The following is a 16388-nucleotide window of genomic DNA, read 5'->3' on the forward strand; positions in this document are numbered from 1 at the left end:
ACAACTATGAGTGGTACAACACGATCCTCATTAAGCCAAAGTCAACAGTTGATCTTGGCTGGACAACAACTGCAACCTAACGACCCGCTTTATAACATGGTAGTAGTGTTTGAAATTGAAGGATATTTGGATACTGACTGTTTTAATGATGCCTTTAATTTACTGGTTAAAAACTGCGACGCTTTACGCACGGTATTTACACGCTCTGAAAACAAAACTAGTCAGCATCAAAGTGTTTTGAAAAACTTCGTCTACTCATTACCTTTACTTGATTTTAGCAACACCAATAACTCAACAGCAAAGTTACAAAGTTGGATTGACGATCACAAACAAATTAAATTTAACTTAGAGCAATGCTCTTTTGATTCAGCATTAATCAAACTCGCCGAAGAAAAATACTGCTGGTATTTCAATCAACATCACTTGCTCACTGACGCATGGTCAACTGGGGTGATTTTCCAATATTTACAATCCTGTTATGGATTAATAAAGAACCAGCAAACTGATGTAATTCAACCATTACCCTCTTACAATAGTTACCTAAGCTGGGAAACCCAAAGACAAGGCAGTAAACCATTTCTACGAGCAGAAAAATATTGGCAAGAACAACAAAGCATTCCTTTTACCGCCTCTTCTTTTTATCGGAACTCACAAAATACTAAAACGGCTAAAACATCGCGCCATCAATGCGATTTTGGCGTTCTTCGTTCACAACGCTTTCGAGAACTTGCCACACACGATACCTTCAGGTCATTTTCTGCTGATTTATCCCACATGCAATTGTTTGCCACTTTATTGTATGCCTATTTATACCGAGTGACGGGTAATGATTATCTTTCCATTGGCACACCAAGTCATTCACGCTCGACGACCGAACACAAAAAAACAGCTGGATTACTGATAAACATTTTTCCCTTAAAAATAGCCATCTCAGAATCTGATAGCTTTTTAAGCTTGTATGAAAAAGTCGCTCACGCTAACCAAAACCTTCTCATCAATGCTATTCCAGGTGCAAACAGTTTTGCACAGAACCGTGAATTTGATGTTTTACTTAATTACATTCCATCTTCTTTTGGTAACTTTGATGGTTTGCCGGTGAAATCTGAATGGGTGCATAGCGGATATGGTGATAGAAACCACTTATTGCGGTTACAAGTGCATAATTTTGACCAGAAAGATGAATTCACCTTATTTTTCGACTTGAATCAAGACACCTTTGTTGGCGCAGAAGCGAATTGGGTAAGTGAACATTTTTTGCAGTTGGTAGACGCCTTTTTAGATAACACCGAACAGGTGATTAGCGCACCAGCTCTATGCACGCAGTGCCAAAATATCGGTATTCCTAAAAAAGAAGTTAGCGGCGCTGACTTGAGCTTAATTGACTTGTTTAACCAACAACTTAAAACTCATTCGCAAGAAATAGCCCTAGTATTTGACACCCAACAATTAAGTTACTTCGAACTTGAGCAACGCAGCACTCAATTAGCGCAATATCTACTTAGTCAATCATTGCCTGATGACTCTATTATTGCTGTTATGTTACCGCGCTCAATTGAGGCAATTATTGCGATTATGGGTACGCTAAAAGCGGGCTACACTTTTCTGCCCATTGATCTTACTTACCCGCCAAAACGTATTGAACATATATTGGCCGATGCCAAAGTCAATCTACTAATTGGGCTGTCAGCTAGCCAACCAAAACAGTTATCTAAACATTATCCAACTTTGCTTATAGACAAGGATTGGCCAAAGATTGTTGATGTCAGCCACTCCATTGTTTTACCTAAGATCCAGCTAAGTGACCGGGCTTACGTCATTTATACATCGGGCTCAACCGGCTATCCTAAAGGGGTTGAAATCACCCATCTTGGTTTTAGTAATTACCTGACTTGGGCAAAAGAATATTATCTACAAACAGCGGTATTAGATTTTGCGTTGTTTTCATCATTAGGGTTTGACCTAACCATCACCTCGTTATTTCTGCCCCTCATCAGTGGTGGGAAATTAATCATTTATCCTGAGGCGAATAATCAGTCCGATATCACTATTCGTAATGTAATTGAAGACAACAGAGTAGATGTGATTAAACTCACTCCCGCGCATTTATCACTTATTCAAGTCATGGATTTTTCAACATCACGCCTTAAAAAACTGATCGTGGGAGGTGATGATTTTAAAACTGAATTAGCCCTAAGCATTCAAAAGTACTTAGGTCCAAATATACAAATTTATAATGAATATGGCCCCACTGAAGCCACAGTTGCTTGTACCGTACATCAATACTCTTTAACACAAGATCTACATTCTTCCGTACCAATTGGCAAAGCAATCAAACATTGCCCAGTGTTTGTTTTCGACAAACATTTCAATCTAGTACCACAAGGAGTGGTGGGTGAAGTGTTTATATCTGGAGTAGGCCTAGCCAGAGGATATTTACATCAGCCACAACTTAGCGCAGAAAGGTTTATATCTCACCCAAACAACACCCAACTTAGGCTTTACAAAACCGGTGATTTGGCCTTTTTTAATGCGCTAGGCCAGCTAGAATATGTGGGACGCAACGACCAACAAGTTAAGGTAAACGGGGTCAGAATAGAAACCAGTGAGATTGAAGCCGCATTATTAACTTTTCCTGGCATAACCGATGCGACAGTTGATTTAGCTAAACATTTATCCCTTAACGAAGAAAGCGACGAGGTAGAGCACTGCATGCAATGTGGTTTAGCAGCAAACCACCCTAGTGCCCGTTTAAACCAAGATAAAATTTGCCGTTTGTGCCAAAAATACCAAAAAGAACAAACACAAGCTCAGGCGTATTACAGAAACTTAGACGATTTAAATAATTGGATAGGAAAAATCAAAGCTGAGTCAAAAGGTAAACAAGACAGTATTATGTTACTCAGTGGAGGCAAAGATAGCTCCTACGCTTTATGTAAACTGGTGGACATGGGGCTCACCCCATTAGTGTTTACGTTAGATAACGGATTTATCTCACAAGGTGCCAAAGACAATATACAACGCTTAGTAGACCGCTTAGGACTAGAACTAGTGATTGGCGAAACACCTGCCATGAATGATATTTTCGTCGACAGCTTGACTCGCTTTAGCAATGTTTGTAATGGTTGCTTTAAAACCATTTACACCATGAGTATGAACATTGCCAGAGAGCGAGGCATCAAAGTAATTTGTACTGGCTTATCTCGCGGGCAAATTTTTGAAACCCGTGTTGCGCATTTATTCCAGCAAGGCTGCTTTGAAGCAGACAAAATTGACCAACGTATAACAGATGCCCGTAAAGCCTATCACCGCACCGAAGACATTATAGCCACCACATTAGATGTAAAAATATTTGAAGACGACAATGTTTTTAATGATATCCAATACCTCGATTATTACCGCTACACTAATGTGACTTTGGATGAAATGTACCAATATTTAAACAATATTGCTCCTTGGATTAGACCTTCAGATACGGGGCGTTCTACCAACTGCCTCATTAATGATGCTGGCATCTATGTGCACAAAAAAGAACGGGGGTATCACAACTATGCATTGCCTTATAGTTGGGATGTTCGTTTAGGGCACAAGGAAAAAAAGGCGGCGTTGGCAGAGCTTGATGACGAAATTGATTTAACAAAAGTCACTAAAATTCTGGATGAAATAGGCTACAAAAGTGCAGACATCAAACCTCATAAAAGTGCTGAAGAGCGCCTCATTGCCTATTACGTAGCGCCTGCAGAAATACAGAAAAACACCTTACAAAAACATCTGTTGGACAATATTCCAAAAGAATATGTGCCTCCGCAATATGTATGGATGAAAGCCTTACCGATCAATACCAATGGCAAGGTTGATCGCCAAGCTCTGCCCAAGCCCAAATATAACTTACGGGAATTGATTACTGATTATATTCCCCCTGTTTCTAAAACGGAGGAAGTATTGGTGGCGCTATGGTCCAAACTGCTTGGCATAAAAGAAGTGGGTACAAGTGATAACTTCTTTGACCTAGGTGGCGACTCAATTGTAAACATTCAAATCGTTGCTGCGGCGCGAGAAAAAGGCATTGATATTACCCCACAGCAAATTTTTGATTACCCAACCATTAGCGAATTATCGGCAGTCGCGGGGCTAGTTTCACACGTTACCGCACAACAATCTTTAGTCACAGGTGACCTGCCATTATTACCTAGCCAGCATCGATTTTTTGAGCAAAATCCTGTGCAAATTAATGCCTTTAATCAATCAGTTTGTTTGCAGTATGATGGCAAATTTAATACCCATACATTAAACCAAGCGTTACGAGTGTTAATAACCCATCATGACGGCCTTCGCACCCAATTCAGCCCATCAATAAATGGCTGGAAACAGAGTATTCAGCTCCTAGATAAAAATGCGACTTTAGTTACCGAACAAACTTACGCCATGGGTGAAAGTGAAACAGCAGAAATCAATAAACAACAAAAATTACTCAACCAACAAATTGATATCCAGCAAGGCAAACTAGTTGTAGCGAAAAACCTTATCTTTGCCAAGAGCCAACGTCATATTCTGCTTATCGCCATTCATCACTTGGTTGTTGATGGCGTCTCATGGTGGGTATTGTTGAACGATTTAGAAAGCTGCTGTAAACAAATTTTACTAGGTGACAATCCAAAACTTAGCGCGAAAAGCTGTTCTGTACAACAGTGGTCGAAAGCGCTTATTGAACATGTTAATAGCAAGGATATTGACCATAGTTTGTCTTATTGGACGACATTTAATAAGCAAATATTTGCCAGCCAATTATTTGACTTTAAGGTTAGCAAGAATGACTCACAGGCTGTAATAAAAGAAAACACTTTATACCTTGATAAAACCTCTACCGATAAATTAATGCACCAAGTGCCTAGTGTTTTCAGTATTCAATTACCTGAAGTGTTAATGACTGCATTTTTAAAAACAATGACGTTTTTACAAGCGCCTTCTGCTCCTCAACAAAAAATACTAATAGACATTGAAGGACACGGCCGGGAAGCGCTCATGCAAGGCTACGATGTGATCCGCACTGTTAGTTGGTTTACTAGTGTTTATCCGGCGCTGTTGGACATTCCGTCACAACAAAGCCTAGGTGATATTCTAAAATCAACCAAAGAACACTTACGACGCATTCCTAAAAATGGCGTTGAATATGGTATGTTGCGATATTTATCTGCCTCCGAACAAATACGAGATAACGTCAGTCAAACCCCAAAGGCGAACGTACTCTTTAATTATATGGGTCAGTGGGAACGCACTCTAGCGGGAGATTCTCAGTTCAAGTTTGTTAAACCTATAGCAGCAAATCATGCTGAAAAACGCCTAGGTGATTATGCTTTAGAGCTTAATGCGATGATTTTTGAAGATCAATTACAAGTCAGTTGGACCTATGATGAGAATCGTATTACAGATATTCAAATCAAATTAATTGAAGAACATTTTATTCAGCAGTTACAAAACTTGATTGACTATTGCCTGTCAGGTGAACAAGCGGGCTTAACACCAGCGGATTTTAAAGCCGCAGATATCCAACAAGACGACCTTGATGACATTTTGTCTGAATTTGGCGAAGAGTAATACACAGTGACTAATGCGACATTGCACACATGATTAAAAAAAATATTGAAGCAATCTACAAACTATCGCCGCTGCAAGAAGGCATTCTTTATCATGGTTTAGAAAGCCCCAATTCAGATGTATATTTTCAACAATTCAGCTGCAAAATTGACGGTTTATTTAGTATCGAACTTTGGCAACAATGCTGGGAAAATATCACCCTTAGACACACCGCATTAAGGACGTTATTCACTTGGGATAAAAGGGAGCATCCCCTACAAATTGTCAGAGAAAGAGTAACCTTAGCTTGGCAACAGTATGATTGGAGTAGTCTAGACAAAACCCAACAAGTCACAAAATGGCAGTCGGTATTACAAAGGGACAGGGATTTAGGTTTTGAACTGAGTAAGGCTCCTTTAGTACGATTTACTGTGGCTGAAATTGGCCAAGGCCAAGCTCTATTTTTATTTAGTTTTCACCATATTTTACTCGATGGTTGGTCGCAAAGGCTGCTTCTCGACGAGGCAATAACTCTATATCAACAAGGCAATCTAGACGCTAACTTGCAAACCAACGCACCACCTTATGCCAACTTTATCGATTGGGTATTCGCTCAAGATAGTGAACAAGCAAAACAGTTTTGGTCTGCACAACTAAAGGATCTACAAAATCCTACTTATATCGCGTCCCAAGAGCACAATAAAAAACCAACAAACACTCAAAACAAACAGGTTGCAGAACTAAGATTAGCAGGCGCTAATCTTAGTTCTTTAGTAGAAAACGCAAAACAACACAGGGTCACACTTAATACTCTTGTGCTTGGTGCTTGGGCAAAAGTACTTGGCAATGAATGTCAGACAGATGACGTAGTATTTGGCACCACTGTGGCAGGAAGACCTGCAAATCTTCCAGAGTCAGATAAGATCGCAGGTTTGCTTATCAATACCTTGCCTTTACGCGTCAATGTATCAGCTAATTTAGCTATGCATGAATGGTTAAAACAATTGCAAGCCAATCAGGCAAATTGCCGACAGTTCGAACAAACGGCTTTATCTGACATTCAAAAATGGGCTGGCAATAGATCAGGTAAAGCCTTATTTGATTGCATAGTAGTGTTTGAAAACCTACCAAGCCAAGGCCAAAACTCTGCTCAAGGTGCATTACACATAAGCGAGATGGAGTACACTGAATTTAGCCATTATCCATTGGCAATTTTAGTAGACCCAAGTGATGGTTTGAACTTGATCGCTGTTTATCAAAGTGACAAAATTTGTACTGAAAAAGTCAATAGACTATTAGCACAACTGCACAGTTTATTATGTGAAATGAGTCTTTCTTTGACAGAAGATGTGTGGAAATATAAAGCAATTTCCAATAGTGAGCAACAACTAACTTTAGTAGATTGGAATCAAACACAAGTCGACATTCCAGCTATTCAATGCGTTCATCAGTCAATCGAAAAATGGGCAAAAGTCACCCCACAAAAAGTAGCAGTTTCTTTTTCGAATATGCAGCAAGATTCATTAACAAATTTGACCTACCAGCAGCTCAATCACAAAGCCAATCAGCTCGCTAGGTATTTAGTTGCTAGAGGAATATCCAGAGAAAGCTTAGTTGTTATTTTATTGGAACCTAGTATCGAATCTATCGTCGCCTTTTTAGCAGCATTAAAAACAGGCGCCGCATATATTCCATTAGACAGCGATAACCCCCCGCAGCGGATAAAATCGGTTCTAGATAGTGTTGCTGAACAAGATTATTATGTTGTCACCTGCCAAACATTGTTGACTAAAATCCCTGAAGGCTCTGAATATAATATATTAATCGATGAAGATATCGGACTTATCGAACAGCAACCTATACACAACCTTGACCTTCCAGTTGTTCTTTCAGATTTGGCTTATGTCATATTCACTTCAGGTTCAACAGGACAACCCAAAGGAGTGATGATTGAGCACAACGCCTTGAGCCACTCTACTTTTGCTAGAACACTTTATTATCAGTCTCAGCCAAACGTATTTCTAATGTTGTCATCCTTTGCCACCGACAGCTCTATTGCCGGAATTTACTGGACATTAACCACAGGCAATAATTTGGTTATCGCCAATAAACACGCAGAACAGGATATGTTTGCTTTACAGCAGTTAATAGCTCGCCAGTCTGTGACACACATATTATGTATTCCCAGTTTATATCAACTTATTCTTGAACATTGTGAATCAAAGAACTTAACTAGCTTGGAAACGATTATAGTTGCCGGTGAGAGCTGTCGTGGTTCTGTGGTACGAAAACATCAGCAAATGATGCAGGATTCTAAACAAGGTCTAGAATACACCGCAGAACTTTACAATGAATATGGGCCGTCAGAAGCCGCAGTGTGGACCACAGTGGCTCGCCTCACACAACACTCTAGTAATCAACCTGTGCCCATTGGCAAACCTATTGCCAACATACAAATTTATGTCCTAGATAAAAACAAGGTACCTGTATCGATTGGCCATACTGGTGAGTTATATATAGCAGGAAAATGTTTAGCAAGAGGTTATCTTCAACAACCTGACCTATCCGCTAAGGTTTTTATCAATCTGCAAATAGATATGCCAAATGGACCATCAGAATCAATCCGTTTATATAAAACCGGAGATCTGGTTCGATATTTGGCAGATGGCAATCTCGAATTTGTCGGTCGAGCTGATAATCAAATAAAGGTCCGAGGATTTAGAATTGAGCCAGAAGAAATAGAAAATATCATGAGCTCACATCCAGAAATTGATGAGGCCGCGGTTTTTTTGAGTTCCTCAATTAAGCTTGATGCAGAATCATTAGCAGGACAATTAGCTTTGTTAGAGCCAGAACAAGCGCAAGCTCTTCTGAACCAAATTTCCAACCACAGCGAAAGCAAACAAGGACTGAGCTAACATGACCCGAAGAATTAAAAGACTGGCAGAATTTGACCTTTCGTTGCAAATAAAAGATCCAGCATTTATTAACACTCCCAGAGACTATCAAAAGAATTGGTTACTGAATCGTAGTATGAATGAATTTGCCCGAGACGTTTATGCCATGCATGACGTAGCGAGCAAGTTTGTGCAAGGTTCTGATGTACAGGGCATGGATGATAGAACTCAGGCAGAATTGACTGATTTTGAAATAATGGAAGATTGGCAAATTCCTATCATGCAAGCCATGGCCGAGGTTGTTACCGCAAAACGTGGCAACATATTAGAAATAGGTTTTGGCCGTGGTGTAGGATCAAATCTCATCCAACAATGTGGGGTTGACTCCCACACTATCATTGAGTGCAATGACTCAATCGTTGGTAGGTTTGAAGAATGGCGCAAACAATACCCTGATCGAGACATTTCAATCAAACACGGATTGTGGCAAGACGTATTACCTAATTTAGCGGAATTTAATGGCATTTTCTTTCATACCTATCCACTTAAAGAATCAGACTATGTCGAACAGATTGCCAATAGTACAACTTTTGCAGAACATTTTTTTGAACACGCAGCAAATCACCTTCACAAAGGAGGTATATTTACCTATTTGAGTAATGAAATCGACTCGCTCAGCCGTGATCACCAGCGTATATTATTCAAACATTTCGATTCAATTGAGCTAAGTATGGTGTCAAATTTGAATTTACCGCAACAAGTCAAAGATCAATGGTGGGCAGATTCTATGGTCATTGTTAAGGCCACTAAATAGTCATGAAACAAACCTATTTAGAACAAGTTCAAGAGTTAACTGAGAACCAAAAGCAGCTGCTAGCCTCTCAACTATTATCTTTGCATCAAGACAATAAATCGCTACTGACGCTGTGCATTAAGAAACAATTAAACAGCGCACTTTGCACCGAACAAATCAAAACCTTTGCCCAATCCAATTTGCCTGAACAGTGTATTCCTCAAGTAATTAAAATAGTTGAGGATATGCCACGCACAACAAGTGGCAAAATTGATCGACAAACTCTGCCGACATATGTGTGGCAAGAAGTGGCAACCCACAAACAATCTCAAGAAGAACCCTTTATTGACAACTTTGTCGCACCGTCAAACGACATTGAACAAACCTTAGCCAATATTTGGAGCGAAGTGTTAGGCTGTGGTGAGATCAGCGTAAACGATAACTTTTTGGAAGTGGGCGGTGATTCGTTACTAAGCATCCGTATTTTGGCACGGATCAACAAAGCAGGGTTACGTATTGCCACTGAGGATTTTTTTGAATTTCCCACCATTGCTGAACAAGCAAAAGTGATCACATCAGCTAACAAAAATAGTTACGATAAAGGTAGTACAACAGGTGCTTTTTCACTGATCCCCATTCAAAGTTGGTTGTTTGAGAGGATCAAAATTGATCCTCAACAGTGGAATCAAACTCTATTACTCAGTGCAAATGAACACTTAGATGTTTTGTCACTGGAAAGAGCCCTGCAAAAATTATTGGCTCAACATGATGCTTTGCGCAGTACATTTAGCAAAAACTCAGAGGGGCAATGGCAACAAGCATTTATGCCACTAAACAGCATCTTACCGCTACAAATAGCCAATATATCCGCTAAAACAGAAGAACAGCAAAATCAACAAATACTGCACGATATCGAAACAGTAAACCAATCAATGCAATTGGATAGTGGGCAACTTTTCAGCGTTATTCTGTTTATTACCGACAGTGGTTTTGACAATAAACTCGCCCTAATTGCGCATCACTTGATCATAGATAACGAATCGTGGCGGGTAGTTTTAGAAGACTTACAACATTGCTGGCTAAATTTTGCTAATAATCAACCAATTGACCTGCCTGAAAAAACTAGCTCCTTTAAACTTTGGTCTGAAAAATTACAACAATATGCTAGCAGTAACCCATTGCTAGCTGAGCAAAACTATTGGCAGATGCAAGATGCCAATCAAAGTGCAAAAATTCCGCGGGACATTGTCAACGATTCACAGACCAATACAGCTAAAACAACGCAAATATTCAATCAGTCATTCGATTTGCAAACTAGTAACGCTTTATTAAAAGATCTGCCTAAAACCCATAAGATTGAAGTTAGGGATAGTCTTATTTGCGCGCTAATTTGTGCTCTTAATGAATGGGCAGAGTCACAAAGTATTGTGATTGATATGGAAGGCCATGGCCGAGAACAACTGTTTGAAGACGTTGACATCAGCAGAACGGTAGGCTGGTTTACCAGCGTGTTCCCTGTGTTGTTTGAACTTGTTCCCTCAGCCAATATTGCTGAGCAATTAGCAAACATACAACAAACAATAAAAGACATTCCCAATAAAGGTATTGGTCATGGGATCATAAAAGAATATATTGCAGATCCTAAAATAAAACAGCAGCCTCACGCTGAAATTTGTTTTAATTATTTAGGTCAAACTAATGATGTGCTAGGTGGCGAAAAAACACTGCAAATAATGCAACAAAATATTGGGCAGCCCAGAAGTCCAAACGGGTTAAGAGCTTACCTTATAGAAGTAAATGCCAGAATAGAGAACGAAATACTTATTATTGATTGGTTTTATAGTGACAATATCCACCTTCAATCAAGTATACAGAGGCTCGCACAAATATTTGACAATTTCCTAAGGGATATCATTAAAGCGCCGCACACACAGCCTACTAACGTTGAGAATGACCTACAAAATAGCTTTGGCCTAGATGAAAGCGAGCTGAGTTCTATTTCCGATCTACTTTCCCAACTTGAGAATGGGGACCAGTAGGTTTCCTAATCTCATAACTTTTATAAAAATGAGTGAGCACATTCATGAAAATCATTGGTTTATATGCAGGAAAACTCAATCATATTGGAGAAAAGCGCAGTCCAACCGGTATTTACAAACAATCGGTGGAAAAGGTATCAGTTGATGAACTAGGCATTCAAGGCGATATTCAAGCTGACAAACGTTTTCATGGAGGTCCACAGAAAGCCTTGCATCAATACGCACTAAGTAGCTACGAAAAAATCATAAAACGATATCCATTGCTGCATAGACAAGCTAAACCAGGAGCGATTGGCGAAAACCTATCCGCCACAGATATGAATGAACATAATGTATGTATTGGTGATATCCACAACTTAGGCACCGCCATACTGCAAGTGAGCGCGCCCCGTATACCCTGCTGGAAAATTGATGCTAAATTCAGCCAACCGGCATTACATAAATTTATCAGTCAACATAAACTTAACGGCTGGTATTACCGAGTATTGCATGGGGGTGACATTAAACTAGGCAACACATTTCAATTACAGCAAAGACCCAACCCAGAAATCACTGTAGATACTATGCTAAAGGTTATTCATGGTGAAGCTAGTCCACATCTAGTCAAACAGACTATTAACGCCAATGGCCTTGACCCCGAATGGAAAACTCGACTACAAAACAAATATCCAACGGCTTAAAAAGCGAGAAAATTATGGAACAAAATTTATTAGAGAAAACCGGTAAAACGCTAGACCAATGGAAACAATTATTGTCACAACAGCCTTTCAGCAAACACGGCGAGTACATGACGTTTCTCAAAAAAGAGCATGGCATTACCCACGGTTTTGCTAATTTTATTACCTTAAAGTTTAGAGAAGCCGATGCAGGCTCGGCCGATGCAGATGACCTCATTGTTAATCAATATACAGGTAAAGAAAACCTAAAACCCATCTTTGACAAACTCATACATGCCATTTCCAGTTTTGGCACTGAAGTTGAAATTGCACCTAAAAAATCCTCAGTCAGTTTGCGAGTTAAAAGACAATTTGCGCTGATTCAACCTTCCACTAAAAAACGTATTGATTTAGGCCTTAAATTTAATGACAAACCCCACTCTGGAAGGCTTGATACCTCAGGGCCATTTGGCAGCATGTGTACTCATAGAGTGCAAATTACTGAATTAACACAGATTGATGATGAGTTACTTGGATGGATTAAAGAAGCATATACAGAGGCCCAATAGAATAACCGCAATTTCTACACATAAAAAAACACCGCTAATTTAGCGGTGTTTTTAGAAGTTCAAATCAAGTAGCTATTATGCTTCTTGAATGATAACCAACTTGATAGAAGTTGTTACGTCTGAATGAACCTGCAAATCGATTTCGAATTCGCCTGTTTCACGTAAAGTACCAGTAGGTAATTTAACTTCAGATTTAACCACTTCAACGCCAGCAGCAGTAATTGCAGCAGCAATGTCGCGAGTACCGACAGAACCAAACAATTTACCTTCATCACCAGCTGGAGAAGCGATAGTCACTTCACCTAATGCCGCGATTTTATCTGCACGAGCTTGAGCCGCTGCATGTTGTTCAGCAATTTTTGCTTCCAACTCTGCACGACGGGCTTCAAACTTTTCAACGTTAGCTTTAGTAGCGGGAACTGCTTTACCCTGAGGGAACAAGAAGTTACGCGCGTAACCTGATTTTACAGTGACTTTGTCACCCAAGCCGCCTAGGTTAGCGATCTTGTCTAATAGTATGATATCCATCTTTGCTACCTATGATTACTTGTGAGAATCAGTATATGGAAGCAACGCCAAGAAGCGCGCACGCTTAATAGCAGTTGACAACTGACGCTGATATTTCGCGCTAGTTCCAGTGATACGGCTAGGTACAATTTTACCACTCTCAGTGATATAATTTTTCAACATAGCGATGTCTTTATAATCTATCTCAGCAACACCTTCCGCTGAAAAACGACAAAACTTACGACGTCTAAAAAAACGAGCCATTATTTATCCCCTTCTTCTGCAGGAGCTGGAGCGGCAGTTTCTTCAACGGCAGCAGCAGGCTTATCAAAAGTTTTTTCTTCACGCTTTTCACGACGTTCTTCTTTAGCCATTGGCGACTGTTCAGTCACTGCAGCTTTAGTACGCATAACAAGGTTACGCAAAACAACATCATTAAAACGGAAAGCAGTTTCTAGCTCTTCAACTGCTTCAGCAGTGGCTTCAGCGTTGATCAAAACATAGTGTGCTTTATGAAGTTTATCGATTGGGTAAGCCAATTGACGACGGCCCCAATCTTCTAAGCGGTGAATAGCGCCGCCTTCTTGGGTAAGTATTCCAGTATAACGCTCGATCATACCTGGAACTTGTTCACTCTGGTCAGGGTGAACCATGAATACGATTTCGTAATGACGCATCATATTGCTCCTCACGGTTGTAGTCTCGATAGCACAGTCAAACTATATTGAGACAAGGAACTAAAATTAGTGACTGATTTAAGCGGCGCGGATTGTATATAACTTGTGCTTTTTGTACAAGGGTTATTTGGCTTTCAGACGGTAATAGCTATGTTTTTTAGATATTTAGCAGTCATTTGCAAAATTACTGGGTAAAAACACAAGTTTAAACAGAATGTATAAGATTGTTAAGGCGTCATTCCGGTAGTCTTTTGAGCCGGAATTTGGTGGGTTTATCATAGAGGAATTCGTGTATTGAAAAAAATCAAAGCATGCGCTGCGCTTACCCGCCTCCATGCGGTTTTTGACTCGAATCCCTTCGAGCCAGTTACTTGTTCTTCTACAGCAAAGAAAAAGTAACCAAAAAGACGCCGCTCGACACAATGCTCTTCATCCACCAATTTACTCATTTTTGCAGGTCGTACAAAATCGTTCCCCACGAGCTTTTACTCAATCGCCTATCCATGCGATTGACCTACAAAAATGAGTAAATTGGTGGCGAGCATTCATTCGAGGGTAGATCAAGAGCATCGGCTTTGCCGGCAGAGAAATAGCTTTGTTGATAAATAGGCATACTCAAACTTTTGGTAGTACAATATACTACTTTTAAAAGAGGTCAATATTATGGCGATGGTTAAAAAAAGCATTACCGTTACAGGTGGTCAAAATGAGTGGATAAAGGCTCAACTTGATACAGGTCATTATGGGAATGAAAGTGAATTAATACGCGCGGCATTGAGAGAAAAGCAGCAGCGGCAAGCCGAAACGGATGCTATCAGGGCAGCTTTGTTAGCGGGCGAGAAAAGTGGCATTTCTGAGATGTCGTTGAGCGATATTTTGCAAGCGACTAAAAACAGAACAAAAAGTAATGGCAAGTTTTAAATTAACTGAAGCGACCAAAGAAGACGTGATAAACAGCTATGATTTTGGCCTATATCAGTTCGGTGAAAGCCAAGCTGACAATTATCATAATCAGCTTGAAAAACGTTTAAATTTTCTAGCTAACAATCCTTATGTTGCACCTTTAGCAACGGGCATTGATGAACAATATCGCCGCGCGTTCATGGTTCAGACTCTAACTATTACCGCATTACAGATGAAGGTATATTGATAGTTCGAATAATTGGTAAGCAAGAAGTGACTAAACGGTTAATTTGACTACGAACCCGATTAATTTATACATCAAATTTTTAGCGTAATGAGTTTGTTATTTGTGTTGTGAATAGGTATTTTTACAATCGATGTTTTATTCAGCTTAATCTCATTAGAATAAATTATGGGTACAAAAAACAATATTAGTTTTGCAGTAGGTTCGAAATACGGTCCACGTTCGTCCAATTGGATTGTTTCTATAAGTGGTTATGACGTCTATGTAACCACTGCAAAATGTAAAAAACTGTGGAAAGTTAGTTTGCATAAAAGTGGCCGTTGGCATTTGAAAAGCTTGAAGGAGTATAGCCCCACTTTAAAAGGCCCTTTAATAAAGACACATAAAAATGACATACCAAAGGGCAATTATGCTGTTGGGTTACATATTATTATTCCAGACAGCAGTTTAAGACCAGCTAGTAATCCTGAAAGAACAAGCGTTCCAGAACATTGGATAGATAGGCCAGTTGAGGGCGGATTGGTTGAAATTTCGGTCATGAGATGGAACTACGGGGGCATTGATGAAGAGTGGCCTGGTCAAAGTGTGGGAACACAACTTAAATTTCCCTATATCCTTTGCAAAGAAAAAATGGAAGTTATTGGAATAATTTCGCGTCATCTTCCTAAGGCACACCCCGAATCAATTAATATAAATAGCTATGTGGATAATTTTACTAACAATTACAAACCTATTGTTCTTGATTCACCTGAGCGCCGAGGATATTTTTGTGGTCTGAATAAAGTTGGAAGCATTGTAATTACTGAATATGCAATAGACTAGTTTTAGGCAAATAATCAAGAAATAACAAAGACCCCTTTGATAATTTTTTAGTGAGATATTTACGAAGACACTCTTGATAATTATTAAATGGAAAAGCATTCCAAACTCTCTGTCGGCGAAGCCGATGCTTTTGATTTACCCTCGATTCAAGGCTCGCCGGTTATTGGTTCAATTTGGGAGGGTAATCGCCAGGGATAGGCGATTAAGCGATGCGCCGTCTGGAATGGCTCAGCGCGTCCTGCCAAATTGAGTCAATAACCGGATGAAGAGCATTGCCCTCGAGCGGCGTTTTTCTGGTTACTCTATTTTTGCTGTAGAAAAAAGAGTAACTGGCTCGAAGGGATTCGAGTCAAAAACTGGCATGGACGTCAGTAAGCGGCAGAGCATGCTTGTAATTCAAAAAATACAAGTCGAAGAAAAGGCTTTTTAAAAAATAGAAGTGGCGCGCCCAGAGAGATTCGAACTCCCGACCAACTGGTTCGAAGCCAGTTACTCTATCCAGCTGAGCTATGGGCGCTATGCTGTGTAGTTAGCGCGGAGGATACTAGCACAACTTTGGCGTTGTTCCAGAACTTTTAATAAATCAAAGGTAACATTGCTGAAAATTCACAAGAAAGTACTGTTAGGTGCCCTTTATTTAACCCAAGCATAAAGGCACTAAGTTCCCGATGACAGCATTCGGGAACGACACGAGTTGTTTACATATACCG

At 39.8% G+C, this 16388-nt stretch carries 12 protein-coding genes and 1 tRNA gene; 9 read left to right on the forward strand and 4 right to left on the reverse strand.

Annotated elements, in window-relative coordinates:
* Nucleotides 1-6 precede the first annotated feature (6 nt).
* From Q0688_RS17540 to Q0688_RS17565, 6 genes are read left to right on the forward strand one after another with little or no spacing between them, the layout of a single operon-like run.
* Nucleotides 7-5592: a non-ribosomal peptide synthetase gene (locus tag Q0688_RS17540; RefSeq protein ID WP_299079929.1), complete on the forward strand. Its 5586-nt coding sequence runs from the start codon at nucleotides 7-9 to the stop codon at nucleotides 5590-5592.
* Between the two features lie 29 nt (nucleotides 5593-5621).
* Entirely contained in the window at nucleotides 5622-8489 is a 2868-nt protein-coding gene (locus tag Q0688_RS17545) for an amino acid adenylation domain-containing protein (RefSeq protein WP_299079932.1), read from the forward strand.
* Between the two features lies 1 nt (nucleotide 8490).
* Nucleotides 8491-9282 carry a hypothetical protein gene (locus tag Q0688_RS17550; protein WP_299079935.1) on the forward strand — a complete coding sequence of 264 codons (792 nt, stop codon included), beginning with the start codon at nucleotides 8491-8493 and terminating at the stop codon, nucleotides 9280-9282.
* Between the two features lie 2 nt (nucleotides 9283-9284).
* Nucleotides 9285-11300 (forward strand): condensation domain-containing protein, encoded by a 2016-nt coding sequence (locus tag Q0688_RS17555; protein ID WP_299079938.1) that lies wholly within the window; start codon nucleotides 9285-9287, stop codon nucleotides 11298-11300.
* Nucleotides 11301-11344: 44 nt separating this feature from the next.
* Entirely contained in the window at nucleotides 11345-11980 is a 636-nt protein-coding gene (locus tag Q0688_RS17560; RefSeq protein WP_299079941.1) for an MOSC domain-containing protein, read from the forward strand.
* Nucleotides 11981-11994: 14 nt separating this feature from the next.
* Complete coding sequence (locus Q0688_RS17565) at nucleotides 11995-12525, forward strand: DUF5655 domain-containing protein (RefSeq protein WP_299079945.1); 531 nt, start codon at nucleotides 11995-11997, stop codon at nucleotides 12523-12525.
* A gap of 75 nt (nucleotides 12526-12600) precedes the next feature.
* Here Q0688_RS17565 and rplI read toward each other — a convergent pair whose 3' ends face one another.
* The 3 genes from rplI to rpsF are packed head-to-tail and all read right to left on the reverse strand — an operon-like array spanning nucleotide 12601 to nucleotide 13709.
* Nucleotides 12601-13053, reverse strand: coding sequence for a 50S ribosomal protein L9 (gene rplI / locus Q0688_RS17570; protein WP_299079948.1), 453 nt, complete (start codon nucleotides 13051-13053; stop codon nucleotides 12601-12603).
* A gap of 15 nt (nucleotides 13054-13068) precedes the next feature.
* Nucleotides 13069-13296: a 30S ribosomal protein S18 gene (gene rpsR, locus Q0688_RS17575; protein ID WP_215927140.1), complete on the reverse strand. Its 228-nt coding sequence runs from the start codon at nucleotides 13294-13296 to the stop codon at nucleotides 13069-13071.
* Complete coding sequence (gene rpsF, locus Q0688_RS17580; RefSeq protein WP_299080445.1) at nucleotides 13296-13709, reverse strand: 30S ribosomal protein S6; 414 nt, start codon at nucleotides 13707-13709, stop codon at nucleotides 13296-13298. The genes rpsR and rpsF overlap by 1 nt, the downstream gene beginning before the upstream one ends.
* Before the next feature lie 663 nt (nucleotides 13710-14372).
* On the opposite strand from rpsF, the gene Q0688_RS17585 reads away from it, so the two are divergent.
* The 3 genes from Q0688_RS17585 (at nucleotide 14373) to Q0688_RS17595 (ending at nucleotide 15678) form a co-directional block, all read left to right on the forward strand.
* Nucleotides 14373-14630: a type II toxin-antitoxin system ParD family antitoxin gene (locus tag Q0688_RS17585; RefSeq protein WP_299079955.1), complete on the forward strand. Its 258-nt coding sequence runs from the start codon at nucleotides 14373-14375 to the stop codon at nucleotides 14628-14630.
* The gene (locus Q0688_RS17590) at nucleotides 14617-14859 is read left to right on the forward strand and encodes a type II toxin-antitoxin system RelE/ParE family toxin (protein ID WP_299079958.1); all 243 of its coding nucleotides are present in this window, start codon (nucleotides 14617-14619) and stop codon (nucleotides 14857-14859) included. Before Q0688_RS17585 ends, Q0688_RS17590 begins: the two co-directional genes overlap by 14 nt.
* A 165-nt stretch (nucleotides 14860-15024) precedes the next feature.
* Nucleotides 15025-15678: a hypothetical protein gene (locus Q0688_RS17595; protein ID WP_299079961.1), complete on the forward strand. Its 654-nt coding sequence runs from the start codon at nucleotides 15025-15027 to the stop codon at nucleotides 15676-15678.
* Nucleotides 15679-16118: 440 nt separating this feature from the next.
* Here the strand turns inward: Q0688_RS17595 and Q0688_RS17600 are convergent.
* A tRNA-Arg gene (locus tag Q0688_RS17600) sits at nucleotides 16119-16195 on the reverse strand.
* Between the last annotated feature and the right edge of the window lie 193 nt (nucleotides 16196-16388).

This window comes from uncultured Paraglaciecola sp., from assembly GCF_937123705.1.
GTDB lineage: Bacteria > Pseudomonadota > Gammaproteobacteria > Enterobacterales > Alteromonadaceae > Paraglaciecola.

Excerpts from the sequence above, each read along its gene's own strand:
- rplI (WP_299079948.1), bottom strand. The coding sequence starts at position 13,053 with ATGGATATCATACTATTAGACAAGATCGCTAACCTAGGCGGCTTGGGT.
- Q0688_RS17585 (WP_299079955.1), top strand. The coding sequence starts at position 14,373 with ATGGCGATGGTTAAAAAAAGCATTACCGTTACAGGTGGTCAAAATGAG.
- Q0688_RS17555 (WP_299079938.1), top strand. The coding sequence starts at position 9,285 with ATGAAACAAACCTATTTAGAACAAGTTCAAGAGTTAACTGAGAACCAA.
- Q0688_RS17560 (WP_299079941.1), top strand. The coding sequence starts at position 11,345 with ATGAAAATCATTGGTTTATATGCAGGAAAACTCAATCATATTGGAGAA.
- Q0688_RS17565 (WP_299079945.1), top strand. The coding sequence starts at position 11,995 with ATGGAACAAAATTTATTAGAGAAAACCGGTAAAACGCTAGACCAATGG.
- rpsR (WP_215927140.1), bottom strand. The coding sequence starts at position 13,296 with ATGGCTCGTTTTTTTAGACGTCGTAAGTTTTGTCGTTTTTCAGCGGAA.
- Q0688_RS17550 (WP_299079935.1), top strand. The coding sequence starts at position 8,491 with ATGACCCGAAGAATTAAAAGACTGGCAGAATTTGACCTTTCGTTGCAA.
- Q0688_RS17590 (WP_299079958.1), top strand. The coding sequence starts at position 14,617 with ATGGCAAGTTTTAAATTAACTGAAGCGACCAAAGAAGACGTGATAAAC.
- Q0688_RS17545 (WP_299079932.1), top strand. The coding sequence starts at position 5,622 with ATGATTAAAAAAAATATTGAAGCAATCTACAAACTATCGCCGCTGCAA.
- Q0688_RS17540 (WP_299079929.1), top strand. The coding sequence starts at position 7 with ATGAGTGGTACAACACGATCCTCATTAAGCCAAAGTCAACAGTTGATC.
- rpsF (WP_299080445.1), bottom strand. The coding sequence starts at position 13,709 with ATGCGTCATTACGAAATCGTATTCATGGTTCACCCTGACCAGAGTGAA.
- Q0688_RS17595 (WP_299079961.1), top strand. The coding sequence starts at position 15,025 with ATGGGTACAAAAAACAATATTAGTTTTGCAGTAGGTTCGAAATACGGT.